This window comes from Brevibacillus massiliensis, assembly GCF_000311785.1.
In the GTDB taxonomy this organism is placed as follows: domain Bacteria; phylum Bacillota; class Bacilli; order Brevibacillales; family Brevibacillaceae; genus Brevibacillus_C; species Brevibacillus_C massiliensis.
In genome coordinates, this window is sequence record NZ_HE978535.1 from 151137 (window position 1) to 168690 (window position 17554).

The following is a 17554-nucleotide window of genomic DNA, read 5'->3' on the forward strand; positions in this document are numbered from 1 at the left end:
CGGCAGGGAGCAAATCATCCCTGCCGTTTTGAACGGTTCTTCCGATAATTAACTCTCCCGGAAGTACCGATACAGGATCGCCAAAATCGCTCTCCGGGTGAGGATACCGAGGAAGACGCCTTGATCGTCTTCTATGCAAACATACGGATGGTTAATGGAAAGCTCAAGCGCCCGCATAAAATTTTCCTGCTGTCTGATTCGAGGGATTTTCGGGTTCATTACTTCCTCAACTTTATGTTCATGCAGCGTTTCATATTCAATTCGTTCAATGCCAAGTATGGACTCCATAATCAGGGTTGTACTAATTTGTCCGTGGATTTTGTAATCGAGATCGAGTACCGGTACAGCAGAGTAGCCGGATTTAATCAACACCAAAAGGGCATGTTCCAGAGAATTTCCAAGCTGTACATGAGCTACTTTTGATGCTGGAATCATGAGTTCGCTAATTTCATGTTCAAGCAGCCGGCTGAATTGTGGATGATTCACAACTTTCACTTCCTTTGCAAGCAAATTAGCTCCCGCTTCATCATACGTTGTATGCGTAGGTTTGTAAAGTGCAAGAGCCTCTAAAAAAAACCTAAATTGAAAGGGCTTACAAACAGCAAAACAAAACAATGCCCGGCGGACGCCAGGCGGTGGATCAAGGTTTGAGTTCTCGTCAGGGCAAAGAGGCATTCAGGTTTGATAGGAACGCACCGTTGCCGTTTGCCGTTTGCTCCGCTTTTGCTTTCGCTGGAGCCAAAATGCGATCGATGTCTGCTGATACAGGAAGATGCTGGCCGGGACAGTAACCAAAAACATGGCGGCGATGAGCGCCGGCGTCGACCAGGGCAGGCGGTAGATGACATAACTCTCCAGCAAAAACAGAATCATCGGGTGAACCAGATACAGTGCCATATTGTACTTGGCCAGCTTGGCGAGCCATCCGCTGATGACTGGCAGCCTCCCGAGATGTGCGAGGAAGGGGTAGGATGCCAGGATAAAACTGGTCGTATAGGACAGGTAGAGCGGACTGAAGATGTTGAGACCTTCTTCGTAACTGATCCGGTCTGTCAGGTAACTCCCGGCAATAACGGCCGTAAACCCGATGAACAGCAGCAAGGAAACGTATCGGAAGCGGTAAACCCATATCCGCCACTTGTCGATGTTCAGCCCGGCATAACAGCCGAGAAGAAAGTAAAAGACGTACATAAAAGCGTAATTTTGTCCATAGTTGTAGATCTCCTGCAGAAACGACATCACAGCCGATGCATTCCAATCAATGGGGACGCCCGGCGTGACAAATACGTACCGGTAGCAGGCGTACAGGGCTGCTTGAGCGGCGAAGACAAGCAGTACCCAAACAAAGCGCAGCCTTTGTTCGATCACCCGTTTGAAAAGCATGAATAAAACGTTCAACTGCAGATACAAAGGGATGTAGTACAAATGGTAAAAAGCGCTCCCGGTAAGGACGCTCTTCAAAAATTCGGGAACGATAATCTCCGGCTGCAGGGTCTGAAAGCGGACACAGGTGTAAATCCCTGTCCAAATCAGGTACGGAACCAGCACATTGATCCAACGCTTCCGCCAAAATTTGCGCCAATCCACTTCCCGGTTGGCGTACCAGTAGAACATCAGCAAACCGGTCCCAAAAATGAAGAGAGCACGACCAAACCGCAACAAGATGATGGAGAGGGCTTGTGCATCGTAATTTCCCGGAAAGTCCTGGCTCGCTGCGATGAAAAAACCGAGGATGTGAATCACCAATACCGTGAAGGCACCGAAGACAAAAAGTCCATTCACGTCTGTAAACGAGCCTCTGCGATTCTGTACCATGGATCCTCCCCTCCTTTTACGATGAAAATGTCAACCGATTGACAGTGAGTCGGCCCGTTTTAATTCCTCGCTCGAGTATCCGTAAAGACCGAGGCGTTCAGTCAGATGTGCACGTGCTTCTGAAAAGTCTGCAACTGGCAGAGAAAACGGGACCTTTTCTACTGCCCAGAATTTCCGGCAAGCGACGAATAGCTGTTCTTTTACCTCTGGCAGCGTCACAGCCCGGCCAGTCAACTCCGATATACTGCCGATCGTCCCCGGGTCAATCCGGGGAATCGGTTTGTTCTGTATCATCTCGGCCAGTCCGGCCTCCCTGTAGAAATTGTCCATCAGTTTTCCGCGTTCGAGTCCGCTTCCTTCTACATTGATGCAGAGCTGCAGGATGGATCCGTGCCTGGTGCGCCGCTGTGCCATACCGCCCAGCTTTTTACCGCCGATCGCGAAGTCGTAGTCGCCGGCACAGTAAGAACCCGCCACTTCCCCGATTTCTACCGGGCCGTAAGCCTGGAGCCCTGTGCTGATGATCGCTGCCGCGAGGCGAAAGAAATCGTCGATGGAAATGCGTGTATCGGGCAAGAGAATGGCCACATTCAACACCCCGGCATCGAGCGGGACACACGCTCCGCCAGAGGAGCGCAGCACACAGCCAAATCCGCGTTCGGCGGCAAATTTCAGCCCCCGTGACAAATGGGGCAGCCTCGCATCGCGGCGGCCAAGGTAGAGAGCGCGATCGTATACCCACAAGTGGATAATGGGCTGGGCATCCGGTCTGCCGAGGCTGTTGGCCAAGGCTTCATCGAAGGCGAGCGGATCTATTGGGCTCGCCGTATGGATCCCGGAGTCCATCCAGCGAAAAGGTAGCGGAACGCGAAGGTCAGACAAGGCAATACTCCTTCCAAAATGCCGACTTGACCGGCAAAAGTCGGATACTATTATACACGTACCCTTTTATTTTTTCTAGTTGTGAATTTTTCATAACCAAGAAAAACAGGAAAGCCGCTTCCGAAAAGAAGCGGCCTGAGCGCATGTGCTTACTTTGTAATTTCCTTAAATTGGAAGTTATCAAAATAGGTCATTTTGTCCGGTACATCTTTGGTGGCGTCCTTGTGCAGATAAAGGCCGAGCGATGTTCCGTCAATCGGATAATCCTGCTGGCCAAAGACAAATGAACCGTTCACAGAAATCTCGTAACTGTCCTTGTTTACCGTGATTTTCAGTTTGTTGGTGGTTTGCAGCTTGTAGGCGAAGGTTGCCAATGTGGTTGTACTCTTGTTCTTTGCATCCTTGACGTGGGAGACGGTGATTGCCTTTTTGCCGATCGTCACCACATCAGCTTCGCCGTCCTTGCCGTTGAAGAAGAGTCCGCCTAAGCCGTCTGTTCCGTCTGCAATGACGTCAATCTGAAGCTCGTAATTTTCGGGATTGGCCGATTCGTTCCATTTTAATGGCAGGAAGTAGTGATACAGGTTGGAGTCATTGGATACAGCGGTTGCCCGGTTGCCGATCACTCCCCAGTTTCCGGTTGCATCCTTTGTCAGCCAATTGTCGAGGTTCTTGCCGGAGAAGGAGTCGCTAATCGAGATCGGCCTTTTCGGATCTTCCGGCTTCGGTTTTGTCGAATCGTCCGGCGGGAAGACAACCTTTGTCTCATCCAACCCGGCGCGGTACAACAGGGAAGCGGCTTCCGCACGGGTAATCGGGTCCTGGGGCCGGAATGTCCTGTCGTCAAAGCCCTTGATCAAGTCGGTTTGAACAGCGATTGCGATAAACGGCTGCAGGTTCGGCGATATCTTGGAATAATCGCGGAAGCGCGATAAAATCGACAGATCTGCTTTCTTGCTCTGATCGTATCCCATCAGCCGTACGAGGGCGACAGCGATATCTTCCCGGACGGCGTATTCATCAGGTTTGTACAGATAGGTCGTACCTGTTTTGTAGCCGGTCAAGTAATTTTTGGCCAGCTCAACATAGTAAAACGCCCAGTGGTTGCGGTCCACGTCCTTAAATGTCTGTTTGATTGAATTGGACCTGTTGATCTCGATATCTGCTGCCGCGATCATGATTTTGGCAAATTCCGCGCGGGTGATTTTATTATTGGGCCGGAAAGTGCCATCGGTGTACCCTTGGATTATCCCTTTTTCGGCCATGGCAGAGATGGCTTCATAGGCCCAGTGGCTGCGCGGCACGTCTTTGAATGTCTTTGTTGCGGCCTGTGCCTGTGCAAACGGCATCATCGCAAACAACAACAAGCCGGCGAGAAAGAATAACGCAAGTTTTCGCATGGGTTCCTCCTTGAATGTGGTGATTTGCTCCTTTAGACGTCGCCGGACGAGGGAAAGTTGCAAGTCCCCGAAAAAATGGACGGCAATCAAACGATCCTGAAAAATAATACATTCCCAGCCGTTCAATGCTGTTTCTAGGTGTCCGGCCGGCAGTTGTGGTATAATGTCTTGATGTGAACCCATTAACAATCATATTGAGGTGATAGATCATGACAACATCGGGGAGTTCGACACCGGACTTAAAATCCGCCCAGAAGTCGAAAAGCAAGAAAGATTACTCGATCTATTTTCAGCCCCCTTCGTTAAAAGAGGCGAAGAAGCGCGGAAAGGAAGAGGTTACCGTCCACTACAACTTCTCGATTCCGGAGGATATGGAAGGGATCGGAAGAGGAAAGCGTTACCTGGTTCGCACGTATGGATGCCAGATGAACGAGCACGACAGCGAGACGATCTCCGGCATTCTGGAACAGATGGGGTACGCTCCTGCCAAAGATGAGACAGAGGCTGACATCATTCTGTTCAACACCTGTGCCATTCGCGAGAACGCCGAGGATAAGGTGTTTGGCGAATTGGGCCACATGAAGCGGATGAAGTACAACAACCCCAACCTGATTCTCGGTGTCTGCGGATGCATGTCACAGGAGGAGAGCGTCGTAAACAAGATCCTAAAGAGTTACCAGCACGTGGATCTCATTTTTGGGACGCATAACATCCACCGTCTGCCGCATTTGCTGCGAGACGCGCTGTTCAGCAAGGAAATGGTCGTCGAGGTGTGGTCCAAAGAGGGAGACATCATCGAGAATATGCCGAAGCTTCGCGAGGGCAGCATCAAGGCGTGGGTGAATATCATGTACGGCTGCGACAAATTCTGCACCTACTGCATCGTTCCGTATACGCGGGGGAAAGAGCGAAGCCGCCGTCCGGACGACGTCATTGCCGAAGTGCGGGAATTGGCGCGGCAGGGCTTTAAGGAGATTACGCTGCTCGGACAAAATGTCAACGCCTACGGCAAGGACTTTGAGGACATCACCTACGGCTTTGGCGATTTGCTCGACGATCTGCGCAAGATCGACATACCGCGGATTCGCTTTACCACCAGCCACCCGCGCGACTTTGACGACCATCTGATCGAGGTGCTGGCCAAAGGCGGCAACCTGGTCGAGCAAATTCACCTGCCGGTGCAGTCAGGCAGTACAGAGGTCCTGAAAAAAATGGCCCGGAAGTACAGCAGGGAGCATTATCTCGAGTTGGTGCGCAAGATTAAAGCCGCCATCCCCCATGCTGCCTTGACGACAGACATCATCGTCGGGTTCCCCGGAGAAACGGAAGAACAGTTCGAAGAGACGCTCTCTTTGGTGGAAGAAGTAGGTTATGATTCGGCCTACACGTTTATCTATTCCCCTCGCGAAGGGACACCAGCAGCGGTCATGGAGGACAACGTCCCGCACGAAGTGAAAAAACAACGCCTGCAGCGCTTGATGGATCTGCAAAATCGCATCAGTCTGGAAAAAAATCTCGCGCTGCAAGGCGAAGTAGTGGAACTGCTCGTCGAAGGGGAAAGCAAAACGAACCCCGATGTCCTGTCCGGCCGCACCCGCACAGGCAAGCTCGTCCACTTTGCAGGCGACAAATCCCTGATCGGCCAGTTTGTGCACGTGCGCATCACGGAAGCGAAGACGTGGACACTGCATGGTGAAATCGTGACAAAGGTAGGAGTGTAGGATCATGGAACAAAACCAGATGATTACGGATAAAGATATTTTAGCGAGGGCGCGTGAATTGGCCGCGCTGATTGCCCGGTCGAAGGAAGTAGACTTCTACAAGCGGGCGGAGCAGCAGATCAAGCACAATGAACGGGTGCAGGAGTTGATCAGCCAGCTCAAACGGAAACAGAAAGAACTCGTGATGTTTGAGTCGATGAACAATCAGGAGATGGCCAAGAAGGTGGAGGCGGAGTACAACCAATTGCATGAGGAGCTGGACAGCATCCCCATCGTTGCCGAGTTTAAGCAATCGCAAATGGATGTGAACGATTTGCTGCAGATGGTGACACACGTCATCACGAACACGGTGTCCGAGCGGATTATCTTGGACACCGGCGGCAATCCGCTGACGGGACAGACGGGGGGAGGGCCGGAGCGCAAGGATTCGGACAGCTGCTGCGGCTGCTGACGGGCTTGCAGCATTCGGCAAACGGTCTTTTCACAAACGGTCTTTGTCACAAACGGGCTTTTCAAAACTCGGCGTGAGCTTTTCTTGCACCCTAGACGAATGACCTGCATACAAATGTACAGAAACGTTGTATGGAGGAGGTAACGAAATGTCGGGTATAGATAAAGACCTGCAGTGCCGGGAACTCATCGCAAAAGCCGTATGTGGCAAAGGCCAGAAATACTCCACTACGACACAGACCATTTTGCCATCTCATACACCTTCGACAATCTTGGGATGCTGGCTGATCAACAACAGTTTCCAAGCGGAAAAAGTCGGAGATGCTATTGAAATTACCGGTACTTGTGACGTCAACTTGTGGTATTCGTTCGCTGACAACACGCAGACGGAAGTAAAGAAAGAAACGATTTCCTATCATGAGACAGTCCCGCTTTCCTACTACGATACGAACTGCCGCGGCGATCTGGAGATTATCGCCCGGGCTGTTGAGCAGCCGAAATGCGTCAAAGCCGAAATTTCCGGCGGGGGTACGGTCACCATCCGTATCGAAATGGAGTACGCGGTGGAAATCATTGGCGAAACGAAGATGTGTGTCGTCGTCTGCTCCGGCGGTTGTGATGATAAAGACTTTATCATCGATGACTTTAGCGACAGCAGCGAGGACTATGACGATTTTGAATCGGCCGATGCCCTGTTTGACGATCTCGACTAAAGAGAGGAGAACCACACTCCTCTCTTTTTTGCTTGCTGTCGATCGGCAAAAGCGCCCTCACGGCTTGCTGGGCTCTTGCATAGGATGTAGGCGGAGGGGAGTCAGAGGATGACAATAGCAACTGCAACGTCCATTTTGCTTAACCCCGCGTCGGCGCTTGAACTGTGCCGCGACTATCGCAGGATGATGTCCGTGCTCAAGCTGCACGGAATCCCGACGCGCATGCTCCGGGAACGCGGACAGTTGGGTGAAGCCGGCCACAGGCCCCAGCGCAGTTACCTGGTCCACCTGTTTCAGCGCAACGTATTGGGGATGCAGCTGGCCGAATCCCGGGGTGTTTGGCTCATGCGGCAGGTGATCAGCCCGGAAGTGCTTGATTTTCTCCCGACAGAAGAGCGGGAAGGTGCGGAGATCCAGCGGGTCATCGCCTGTGCAATTCGCAGCTTGTATGCTGTGGGGCTTGATTACGGTTCGGTCCTCATCGCTGCCTTGTCGCCGACCCGGATCCGGGTCATGGATGTAGATCCCGGGATGGAGCGATCGAAGCAGCTATCATTAGTGTATGCTGAAGCTCAGCGGACTTTCCTGCAACAAGTCGGCGATGAACAGCAGCGGCAGACTGGCGTAACGCTGGGTGCCGACCCCGAATTTGCCCTGCGCAGCCAGACGGGCGAAATGGGAATCGCGTCCGCATTTTTGGGAAAACACGGCATCGCGGGGTGCGACTTTGCCCGGACGCAGGAAAATCGCCTGGAGAATCACTTTCCGCTCGTCGAGCTTCGCCCCAAACCCGCTGACGAACCGGATCAGCTGCTCCGCCACCTCTATCGGGCCATGCAAGTTGCCCGAAGCAAAATAGACAGCTCATGGGAATGGATTGCCGGCGGCATGCCGTTCCGAGGGTTTCCGATTGGCGGACACATCCATTTCAGCGGCGTTGTCCCGACATTTCAGTTGGCGAGAAAGCTGGACAGTTACCTCAGCCTGCCGCTCTGTCTGGTGGAAGATTCAGGAAGCCGGGACCGCCGGCCGAGATACGGATTTTTGGGAGATGTGCGAAAACAGCCGCATGGCGGATTTGAATACCGGACGCTGCCGAGCTGGCTGGTCACGCCTCAGACAGCCAGAGGGGTGCTCACCTTGGCGAAGCTGGTAGCGGATCAGCAATGGCACTTGACTCAGATGCCTGCGACAGATCTGGGCGTTCAAATGGCTTATTACAGAGGGGATACCGCTTTTTTGCGCCCGGTTGTGCGTGACTTGCTGAAAGAATTGACCCGCTTGCCGATGTATCGACGTTATGAACAGGTGTTGGAACCGTTTTTTCGCGATCTCACATCCGGGAAGAACTGGCCGGCCGAGCAGGATTTTCGCCCGGCCTGGGGACTCTCACCCTCTACATCCCCAAATAACCGTGCTATAATAAAGGACGAGATTGGAAAGCTAGGAGTCGTGTAACAATGGCACAATATACGCCGATGATTCAGCAGTATCTGGCGATCAAGCAAGAGTATCCCGATACTTTTTTATTTTTTCGCCTGGGCGATTTTTACGAGTTGTTTTTTGAGGACGCGGTAAAAGCGTCCCGCGAGCTGGAGATTACACTGACCGGCCGCGATGGCGGAGGGGAGGAGCGAATCCCGATGTGCGGGGTTCCCCACCATTCCGCAGATACATACATAGCTGAGCTGTTAAAAAAAGGGTATAAAGTGGCTGTCTGTGAGCAAGTGGAAGATCCGAAGGCGGCCAAGGGCGTTGTCCGCCGTGAAGTGACGCGGGTGATCACGCCCGGGACGATGATGGAAGGCGAGTGGTTATCCGCCAAGGAAAACAATTACATCGTCTCCATCGCCGCAAGCGGCGGCCGGGAAAGCATCGCCGCCTGCGATATGAGTACGGGCGAGATGTACGTCACCACTCCGCGTGCGGATGCCGTATGGGAAGAGGCGCTGCGGTACCAGCCCAGGGAGCTGGTGCTGTGCGGAGAAGAGATCGCGGAAGGTGTGCTGAACCTGCCGGTCATGAAAATGGCGCCGGACCAGATCGATCCCCGCCTTGCAGACAGTCAGTACGGAGAACAGACAGCAGGGCTGGGTGAATCCCAAAAATTGGCAATCAGTGCACTGCTGCAGTACATCGGTACGACGCAAAAGCGGGGCCTCTCCCACCTGCGCCAGCTGGAGGCGTATGAAACCGCCCAGTATTTGCAGTTGGACGCCTTTTCCCGGCGCAACTTGGAGTTGACGGAAACGATTCGCGACAAGAGCAAAAAGGGATCGCTGCTCTGGCTGCTCGACCGGACAGAAACGGCGATGGGCGGCCGTCTGCTGCGGCGCTGGATTGAGCGGCCTCTTCTGGATCGCTCCGAGATCGAACGGCGCTTGGATGCAGTCCATCACCTGTATGAAGATTTGCTGCTCACATCCGATATCCGCGCTGCACTAAACGAGGTGTATGATATAGAGCGGCTGACCGGGCGCATCGCGTACGGAAACGCGAACGCCAGGGATCTGGTCCAGCTGCGGGTATCCCTTGAACACATTCCTGAACTGAAAGCAAGGCTCGCCATGAGCGGCTTGCCGGTGCTCTCGCAGCTGGCTGAAGGAATGGACGAATGTGACGACCTCGTCCGCCTGCTGCGGCAGGCATTGGTCGACGATCCGCCGCTCTCTGTACGCGAAGGCGGCCTGATCCGCCCCGGCTACGACGCTTACCTGGACAAGCTGCAGCTTGCCAGCAGGGAAGGGAAGGACTGGATCGCCCAGTTGGAACAAGCCGAACGGGAAGCGACCGGAATCCGTTCCCTGAAAGTCGGGTTTAACAAGGTGTTTGGCTATTACATCGAAATCTCCCGCGCCAACCTGTCCCACGTTCCCGAGGGGCGCTACGAGCGAAAACAGACACTGGCCAATGCGGAACGGTTTATCACGCCTGAGTTAAAAGAGCGGGAAGCGCTCATCCTCGAAGCAGAAGAAAAGATGGTAGAATTGGAGTACCAACTGTTCGTCCAGATTCGCAGCGAAGTGGCGCAGCATGTCGCCAGATTGCAATCGCTCGCCGAAAGAGTGGCCGAAGTAGATGTGCTGCAGTCTTTTGCCACTGTGAGCTATGAACGCGGCTACGTTCGGCCGCAGATCGTCACAAGCGGCGAATTTGTCGTTCGGGAAGGGCGTCATCCGGTGGTGGAAGCTGTTTTGTCCAAGGAAAAGTACGTAGCGAACGACGTTGCCCTCGACCAGGAGCAGCGGCAAGTGCTGCTGATTACCGGGCCCAATATGGCGGGGAAAAGCACGTACATGCGGCAAATCGCCCTGATGGCGATCATGGCGCAAATCGGCTGTTTTGTACCGGCCAAAGAAGCCAGCCTCTCGCTGGTCGACCAGATCTTTACCCGGATCGGCGCGGCTGACGATCTGGTCGGCGGCCACAGCACGTTTATGGTGGAGATGCTGGAGACCAAGCAGGCGCTGGTGAAGGCCACGTCCCGCAGTTTAATCCTGCTGGACGAGATCGGCCGAGGCACCTCGACCTATGATGGCATGGCGCTGGCCCAAGCGGTGATCGAGCACATCCACGACCGGATCGGCGCCAAGACGCTGTTTTCCACGCACTACCACGAGCTGACCCATCTGGCAGAAAGCTTGCCGCGGGTGGTCAACGTCAATGCCAGATGCGAAGAAAGAGAAGGGAAGCTCCTGTTCTTGCACAAAATCGCCGAGGGACGAGCTGACAAAAGCTACGGCATCCACGTAGCAGAGCTTGCCGAGATGCCGCATTCCGTCATTTCCCGGGCCCGCCAGATTCTCCATGAACTGGAGGCAAAGCAATTCGCGGCCGCACCGGAGCAGATGACACTCGACATGTTGTTTGCCGCGGCGGCTGAAGAGAAGCCGGAGCCTGCTTTCGATCCGCAGGCGGCGGAAGTGCTTGACCAGCTGCGCTCGGTTGACATCAACCACTTGACGCCGCTGCAGGCGATGCTGCTGCTGTCAGAGTGGAAGCAAACATTGAACGGAAAGTGACAAGGAGGCGGAGGAGATGGGAATAATCCAGGTGATGGACGATCAGCTGAGCAACATGATCGCCGCGGGTGAAGTGGTGGAACGCCCTGCCTCCGTGGTCAAAGAACTGGTCGAAAACGCTATCGACGCAATGGCGAAGCGAATCGAAATCCACGTCGAGGAAGGCGGGCTTGGTTCCATCCGGATCGTCGATGACGGACACGGGATGGAGCGCAGCGACTGTTTGCTCGCATTCGAGCGGCATGCGACCAGCAAGATTCGCACTACGCGCGATCTGTTTCAGATTCGCACGCTGGGGTTTCGCGGCGAGGCGCTGCCGAGTATCGCCTCCGTCGCCCGCGTGGAGCTGACCAGCACGGACGCAAGCGGCAAAGTGGGAACGCAGATCGTGGTCGAAGGCGGCAAGGTGCAAAGCGTGACTGACGCTGCTGCCGTACAGGGAACCCAAATCGTCATTCGCGATCTGTTTTTCAATACGCCGGCAAGGCTGAAGTACATGAAGTCGATCTCCACCGAGATCGGACATATCTCCGATTTTGTGAACCGTCTGGCGCTGGCTTACCCCGGGATAGCCTTTACGCTTACCCACAACGGGAAAATGATACTGCAAACCTCCGGAGACGGCAAACTGCTGCATGTCATGGCGGCGATCTACGGCGTCCAGGTAGCCAAGCTGCTCCTTCCGGTCAGCGGGGAGACGCTCGATTTTCGCTGGAGCGGGTATCTCGCCAAGACGGAAGTGACGAGAGCCAACCGTTCCTATATCTCCACGCTGGTCAACGGGCGGTACATTCGCAGTTACCCGCTGACCAATGCGATCATGCGCGGCTACCACACGCTTTTGCCTGTTGGAAGGTTTCCGATTGTGGCCTTGCAATTGGAAATGGATCCGACACTCGTCGACGTCAATGTGCATCCCGCAAAGCTGGAGGCGCGGTTCAGCAAAGAGCAGGAGCTGTGCGAGGCGATCGAAACGGCGGTAAGGACGGCGCTCCGCCAGGGCCTGCGAATCGTGCAGCCGCTGCAGGCGGAGCGCAGGGGACGGGGACGAGGCGAGTCCCTGTTCCAGCCGCAGTTGGAGCTGAACCCGGCAGGGTATACCAGGCCTGCGGTGAAGATGGAAAAAATAGACAGTGCCGTGTTCGGTCAATCCCGCAAGCTGCCGACAGAGGCGGAGGTTCGCGAGAGGTTCCTGGTAAAAGAGAGCGGGGTTACGGAGCAGCCCTCTGCGGAACTGCAGGTAGAAGCCGCGCACAGCGGAGCCGAAACAGCTGCGGCGGCAGAACCGTCTGTCCAGGCAGCTTCCGCGGCTGCAGATGATGCGGCGTTCGATGCGGAAGCGTCTGCGGCCCAGGGGAGTGCGTCTGCGGGGGAAGCCGCCGAGGCGGCGGCTGCGATCCCGATGTTATACCCGGTCGGACAGGTACATGGGACCTATATTGTCGCGCAAAATGAGACCGGGATGTACCTGATCGACCAACACGCGGCACAGGAGCGGATCTACTACGAATTTTTTATGGAGAAGCTGCAGGAGGAGAGCGCATCCAGCCAGCTGCTCTTGTTTCCCCACACCGTGGAATGCACGGCGGCGGAAGAGGCACGCTTGTTGAAACGGCTGGAACTGCTGCGGTCGCTCGGGTTGGAGGCGGAGTGGTTCGGAAGTCGGACGTTCATCGTCAGGGCTCACCCTTCCTGGTTTCCGCAAGGCAGCGAATTGGAAGTCATCGACGAACTGATCCAGTTCGTTTTGGAGGCGGGCGAGCAGGCCCGCATCGATATCCGGGAAATGCGGGAGAAAGCGGCGATCATGATGTCCTGCAAGGCTTCGATTAAAGCCAACCGCTTTCTCACCCACGCGGAGATGGAGGCACTGCTCGAGCGCTTGCGGATGACCAAAAGCCCCTTTACCTGCCCGCACGGCAGGCCGATCATCATCCACTTTTCTACCTATGAATTGGAAAAAATGTTTAAGCGGGTGATGTGACGATATATCTATTAGATTCATCTCCATAACATGCTATTATTGAAACGGGTGATGCAGCTTGATCCTGACAACGGGATTGGAACCCAGCGAAGAGACACTGGAACACGCCAAAGCACTGGCCAAGCGGTTCGGAATCCCGATCGTACCGCGGCGGTTTGATTCACTGGCGGCACTCAGGCGGCGCAGCGGGACAGATGAGATCATCGTCGTCTCGGCAAAAGGAGTGCGGCTCGAATCGCCGGGTGCACAACCGTTCTTTTTTCATCCGAATACGGCTGCATTCCGTATAAAGCGGCTTGAGCGCGGCGATACTGATACTATGCTCTCTGCCTGCCAAATAAAACCAGGAGATGGTGTGCTGGATGCTACACTTGGTCTGGGGGCTGACGCCATCGTGTTTGCTTATGCGGTCGGCCAGTCGGGCAGAGTTGTCGGCATTGAGTCGCAGCGGACCGTGGCGCTGATGGTAGAGGACGGACTGCGCCGCTGGAGTCAGGGATCGGAAGCGCTGATCCAAGCGATGAGGCGGGTGGAGGTAGTCGCCGCCGACCATTACGCGTTTCTCCGGCAGCAGCCTGACCGTTCGTGGGACGTCGTCTACTTTGACCCGATGTTTCAGGTCGGTGTTGACGCTTCGAGCGGGATCGCCGCACTTCGCCCGCTTGCCAATCAGGAGCCGCTTGCAAAACAGGTGGTGCAAGAGGCCCTCCGTGTTGCCCGCAGGCGTGTGGTGTTGAAAGAGGGGAAGACGAGCGAGTACTTCCGGCAGTTTGGGTTCACGCCATACCGGAAAAAGGAACATCAGGTTGTGTACAGCTATAGAGAGGTAACTGGAGGGGAGTGACGTGCAAGAGAAGGAAAAATTGGCGGTGATTGTCGGGCCTACTGCTGTCGGCAAGACGGCACTCAGTTTGAGGCTGGCTCAGACGTTCAACGGCGAAATCATATCGGGAGATTCCATGCAGGTCTACCGCCAGATGGACATCGGCACGGCGAAAGCGACGCCTGAGGAGCGCCGGATGGTTCCGCATCACTTGATCGACATTATCGATCCGGATGAAGAATACTCCGTGGCCCACTTCCAGGCGATGGCCAGGCAGCTCATTGCGGAAATCAACGAGCGCGGCCGACTGCCCTTTATCGTCGGCGGTACCGGACTTTACATAGAATCAGTCACACACAGCTTTCACTTTTCAGAAGCTGGGCAAGATCCTGAATTGCGTCAGCGGCTCGAGAAGATTGCAGAGTTGGAAGGAGTGGAGGCGCTGCACCGACAGTTGGCCGCGATCGATCCGCTTACCGCGGAACGGCTGCATCCCAACGACAGAAAACGGGTAATTCGGGCAATCGAGATTTACCAGGTCACCGGGCAGCGCATGTCGGATTTTCAGGTACGGGCGGAGCATTCCCCTTACCAATTGGTCATGATCGGGCTGACGATGGATCGCGCCGTGTTGTATGAACGAATTAACAGGCGCGTCGATCAGATGATCGAGGCCGGTCTTGTCGAGGAAGTCCGGCAGCTACTCGACCGCGGCTTGGACCCGTCCGCGGTGTCGATGCAGGGACTTGGCTATAAGGAACTGGTTCCGTATTTATACGGTGAAATTTCGTTGGAACAGGCGGTGGCCGCGATCAAGCAGCGCACCCGTCACTTTGCCAAACGTCAGCTGTCATGGTTTCGGCGAATGTCGGAAATCCATTGGTTCGACGTTACCGACCCAGAAGAATATTCATCGGTAGTGGAGAGAATCACCCAAACATTGGCAGGAAAGTTTCACCAACTGCCGAATATATAACTTACAAGTCCTTTTAGGGGGTATTGACCATGAAACAGACGATCAACATCCAAGATACGTTTTTAAACCATCTGCGTAAGGAAAATATCGCGGTTACCATTTACTTGGTCAACGGCTTTCAATTGCGGGGCTACATTAAAGCATTCGATAACTTTACGATCGTAATCGATACGGATGGAAAACAGCAGCTTGTCTACAAGCACGCGATCTCCACGTTTACCCCGCAGCGACCTGTCTCCCTGATGGCAGCGGAAAACAATCAGCAGTGACAGATGATAAGGCCGGAACTCTCGCAGATTCCGGGCTTTTTCATGTCCGAGCGCCAAACGCCCGGGCAAATTTTCGCGCAGGTTTTCACGCCTGACGAGTATACTAATGGTATGACACAAAGGCAGGTGATGCTTGTGAAGGAGTCACCAAACTCGTCAGCTGATACGACGGATGTGATCAACAGACATCCCCACCGGATTCAGATCGTGTTAAACCGTCCGCAAAGAGTGAAGCCGCCGGGAACGCTGGCAGATGCCGTAAGGGTCACAGCCAGTCCGAATTTGACCGCCGTTCTCGACGAACTGGAACAGATGATCGGATTAAAAAAGGTAAAAAAGGTGATGTACGATATATACGCCCTGCTTCGAATCAACAAGGAGAGGACGAAGCAGGAGCTGAAGGTTGAAAAACAGGTGTATCACATGATTTTCAAGGGAAATCCGGGTACGGGTAAAACAACGGTTGCTCGGATTTTTGGACGTATTTTCAAGGAAATGGGGATTTTGAGCAAAGGGCATTTAATCGAGGTGGAGCGGGCGGATTTGGTTGGCGAGTTCATCGGCCATACTGCGCAAAAGACGAGGGAATTGGTGAAGAAAGCGCTGGGCGGGATTCTCTTCGTCGACGAGGCGTACTCGCTTGCCCGCGGGGGAGAAAAGGATTTTGGCAAAGAGGCGATTGACTGCCTGACGAAGGCCCTGGAAGATCACCAAAACGATTTTATCTGCATTCTCGCCGGATACCACGATGAGATGGACTCTTTTATGGAGTTGAACCCGGGGCTTCCCTCCCGCTTTCCCATCAAACTAAGCTTTGAAGACTACAGCATCGATGAGCTGATGGAGATTTCTGAATTAATCGTGAAAAACAAACAGTACCAACTTACTCCGCCTGCGAAGGAGAAACTGAGAGAACACATCACCAAAAGCCGGAACGACCCGTTTTGCAGCAATTTCAGCAATGCCCGTTTCATCCGAAACGCGATCGAAGATGCGATCAGGCAGCAGGCCGTTCGGCTGCTGGCCGTGAACGCTCCGACCAGGGATGAGCTGCTGCAGCTGGCAGCCGAGGATTTTGTCTTTCAGCAATGACGGCAGAGGATTGTGGTACACTGGAAAGCATACGCAAAGACGCCCTTGGATAGCGCTTGGAAAGGACGTAGATACATGAGAACGGAACAGATCAAAACGCGGGAAACAGCGATATTGGTGGGCTGCCTGCTTGATCACCGCGATGAGGAACGCTCCCGTCTGTCGCTCGAAGAACTGCACGAGCTGGCCCGGACGGCCGGCGTTGAGGTGCTGGAGGTCATGACCCAGAACCGCGAGCGAATCGACCCGGCCTGGTATCTGGGCAGCGGAAAAATAGAAGAGATTGCCGCGAGAGCAAGTCAGCTTGAGGCGGATGTGGTCATCTTCAACGATGAGCTTTCACCCAGCCAAAACCGCAACCTGGAAGCTGCCTTTTCGTGCAAGGTGATCGACCGCACCCAGCTTATCCTGGACATTTTTGCCTCGCGGGCCCACTCCAGCGAGGGAAAGATACAGGTTGAGCTGGCCCAGTACAACTACCTGCTGCCCCGGCTTGCCGGGCAGGGCAAGCAGCTCTCGAGGCTGGGCGGGGGGATCGGCACCCGGGGTCCGGGTGAAACCAAGCTGGAGAGCGACAGGCGCCACATCCGCCGGCGGATCAGTGAACTAAAACAGCAACTGGCGGACGTCGTGCGGACTCGCAGCTTGCACCGGGAAAGGCGGAAGAAGAACAACGTCTTTCAGATCGCCTTGGTAGGCTATACCAATGCCGGCAAATCGACATTGTTAAACCGCTTGACAAATGCTGACACTCTGCAGGAAAATAAATTGTTCGCCACGCTTGATCCGACTACCCGCCAGCTACGCCTGCCCGGCGGGATGGACGTTTTTTTGACCGATACGGTCGGCTTTATTCAAGATTTGCCCACGGCGCTGGTAGCCGCCTTCCGCTCCACGCTGGAGGGGGTCAAGGAAGCCGATTTGATTCTGCACGTAGTCGACGCTCATCACCCCGACTTTGAAATCCATTTGGAAGTAGTGGAAAAGGTGCTGCGGGACTTGAAGGCGGAAACCATTCCGCAGTGCATCGTCTTCAACAAGGCAGATCTGGTGATGCCCGGCTCCTACATTCCCCGGATGGAGAATGCGATTACGATCTCTGCGCTCTCGGATGAAGATCTGCGGCGGCTCCTTGCCCTCATCGAGCGCTATGTGCGCAAGTCGTATCAGGAGATGACGCTGCAGGTGCCGGCGGAGCGGGGAGATATCCTGTCGCTGCTGTATCGAGAGGGAATCGAGCTGGAGCAGCAATTTTCCGAAACGGCGGGCGCGTACCTGATCAAGGCGCGAATCAATCAAGAGAATCCCGTATACGGACGGATTCAATCGTTTCGAGTGGACCTGCCCCGATCTGTTGAAGAGTATGAATGAGAAAGCGGACGGCTGACGGCCAGCCGCTTTTTGCTT

15 protein-coding genes are annotated in these 17554 nt (G+C 54.5%); 11 read left to right on the top strand and 4 right to left on the bottom strand.

Annotated features, from left to right (window positions below; genetic code table 11):
- Positions 1–48: 48 nt before the first annotated feature.
- The 4 genes from cbpB to HGBM_RS00820 all read right to left on the bottom strand — a co-directional run bounded on the left by cbpB (position 49) and on the right by HGBM_RS00820 (position 4097).
- Positions 49–486, bottom strand: coding sequence for a cyclic-di-AMP-binding protein CbpB (gene cbpB, locus HGBM_RS00805; RefSeq protein WP_019119204.1), 438 nt, complete (start codon positions 484–486; stop codon positions 49–51).
- Positions 487–675: 189 nt separating this feature from the next.
- Positions 676–1815 (bottom strand): acyltransferase, encoded by a 1140-nt coding sequence (locus HGBM_RS00810; protein ID WP_019119205.1) that lies wholly within the window; start codon positions 1813–1815, stop codon positions 676–678.
- 30 nt (positions 1816–1845) lie between these two features.
- On the bottom strand, positions 1846–2661 hold the full coding sequence (locus HGBM_RS00815) for a lipoate--protein ligase family protein (RefSeq protein WP_035286248.1): 816 nt from the start codon (positions 2659–2661) through the stop codon (positions 1846–1848).
- Positions 2662–2846: 185 nt separating this feature from the next.
- Positions 2847–4097, bottom strand: a complete 1251-nt coding sequence (locus HGBM_RS00820) for an S-layer homology domain-containing protein (RefSeq protein ID WP_019119207.1) — start codon at positions 4095–4097, stop codon at positions 2847–2849.
- Between the two features lie 209 nt (positions 4098–4306).
- On the opposite strand from HGBM_RS00820, the gene miaB reads away from it, so the two are divergent.
- From miaB to hflX, 11 genes are all read left to right on the top strand, one after another.
- Positions 4307–5818, top strand: coding sequence for a tRNA (N6-isopentenyl adenosine(37)-C2)-methylthiotransferase MiaB (miaB, locus tag HGBM_RS00825; RefSeq protein ID WP_019119208.1), 1512 nt, complete (start codon positions 4307–4309; stop codon positions 5816–5818).
- A 4-nt stretch (positions 5819–5822) separates the two neighbouring features.
- Positions 5823–6269, top strand: a complete 447-nt coding sequence (locus HGBM_RS00830; RefSeq protein ID WP_019119209.1) for a YlbF/YmcA family competence regulator — start codon at positions 5823–5825, stop codon at positions 6267–6269.
- Positions 6270–6417: 148 nt separating this feature from the next.
- Entirely contained in the window at positions 6418–6981 is a 564-nt protein-coding gene (gene cotE, locus HGBM_RS00835; RefSeq protein ID WP_019119210.1) for an outer spore coat protein CotE, read from the top strand.
- A gap of 108 nt (positions 6982–7089) precedes the next feature.
- Positions 7090–8439, top strand: coding sequence for a putative amidoligase domain-containing protein (locus HGBM_RS26155; RefSeq protein ID WP_019119211.1), 1350 nt, complete (start codon positions 7090–7092; stop codon positions 8437–8439).
- Between the two features lie 2 nt (positions 8440–8441).
- Positions 8442–11003, top strand: a complete 2562-nt coding sequence (gene mutS, locus HGBM_RS00845; protein ID WP_019119212.1) for a DNA mismatch repair protein MutS — start codon at positions 8442–8444, stop codon at positions 11001–11003.
- A gap of 16 nt (positions 11004–11019) precedes the next feature.
- Complete coding sequence (gene mutL, locus HGBM_RS00850) at positions 11020–12987, top strand: DNA mismatch repair endonuclease MutL (protein WP_019119213.1); 1968 nt, start codon at positions 11020–11022, stop codon at positions 12985–12987.
- Between the two features lie 58 nt (positions 12988–13045).
- The gene (locus tag HGBM_RS00855; protein WP_019119214.1) at positions 13046–13831 is read left to right on the top strand and encodes a class I SAM-dependent methyltransferase; all 786 of its coding nucleotides are present in this window, start codon (positions 13046–13048) and stop codon (positions 13829–13831) included.
- Between the two features lies 1 nt (position 13832).
- On the top strand, positions 13833–14786 hold the full coding sequence (gene miaA, locus HGBM_RS00860) for a tRNA (adenosine(37)-N6)-dimethylallyltransferase MiaA (protein WP_019119215.1): 954 nt from the start codon (positions 13833–13835) through the stop codon (positions 14784–14786).
- Positions 14787–14815: 29 nt separating this feature from the next.
- Entirely contained in the window at positions 14816–15055 is a 240-nt protein-coding gene (gene hfq, locus HGBM_RS00865; RefSeq protein ID WP_019119216.1) for an RNA chaperone Hfq, read from the top strand.
- 129 nt (positions 15056–15184) lie between these two features.
- Positions 15185–16147, top strand: coding sequence for an AAA family ATPase (locus HGBM_RS00870; protein WP_035286251.1), 963 nt, complete (start codon positions 15185–15187; stop codon positions 16145–16147).
- A gap of 75 nt (positions 16148–16222) precedes the next feature.
- The gene (gene hflX / locus HGBM_RS00875) at positions 16223–17518 is read left to right on the top strand and encodes a GTPase HflX (protein ID WP_019119218.1); all 1296 of its coding nucleotides are present in this window, start codon (positions 16223–16225) and stop codon (positions 17516–17518) included.
- Positions 17519–17554 lie beyond the last annotated feature (36 nt).

Excerpts from the sequence above, each read along its gene's own strand:
- HGBM_RS00810 (WP_019119205.1), bottom strand. The coding sequence starts at position 1,815 with ATGGTACAGAATCGCAGAGGCTCGTTTACAGACGTGAATGGACTTTTT.
- HGBM_RS00815 (WP_035286248.1), bottom strand. The coding sequence starts at position 2,661 with ATGGACTCCGGGATCCATACGGCGAGCCCAATAGATCCGCTCGCCTTC.
- HGBM_RS00820 (WP_019119207.1), bottom strand. The coding sequence starts at position 4,097 with ATGCGAAAACTTGCGTTATTCTTTCTCGCCGGCTTGTTGTTGTTTGCG.
- miaB (WP_019119208.1), top strand. The coding sequence starts at position 4,307 with ATGACAACATCGGGGAGTTCGACACCGGACTTAAAATCCGCCCAGAAG.
- HGBM_RS00830 (WP_019119209.1), top strand. The coding sequence starts at position 5,823 with ATGGAACAAAACCAGATGATTACGGATAAAGATATTTTAGCGAGGGCG.
- cotE (WP_019119210.1), top strand. The coding sequence starts at position 6,418 with ATGTCGGGTATAGATAAAGACCTGCAGTGCCGGGAACTCATCGCAAAA.
- HGBM_RS26155 (WP_019119211.1), top strand. The coding sequence starts at position 7,090 with ATGACAATAGCAACTGCAACGTCCATTTTGCTTAACCCCGCGTCGGCG.
- mutS (WP_019119212.1), top strand. The coding sequence starts at position 8,442 with ATGGCACAATATACGCCGATGATTCAGCAGTATCTGGCGATCAAGCAA.
- mutL (WP_019119213.1), top strand. The coding sequence starts at position 11,020 with ATGGGAATAATCCAGGTGATGGACGATCAGCTGAGCAACATGATCGCC.
- hfq (WP_019119216.1), top strand. The coding sequence starts at position 14,816 with ATGAAACAGACGATCAACATCCAAGATACGTTTTTAAACCATCTGCGT.
- HGBM_RS00870 (WP_035286251.1), top strand. The coding sequence starts at position 15,185 with ATGCTTGTGAAGGAGTCACCAAACTCGTCAGCTGATACGACGGATGTG.
- hflX (WP_019119218.1), top strand. The coding sequence starts at position 16,223 with ATGAGAACGGAACAGATCAAAACGCGGGAAACAGCGATATTGGTGGGC.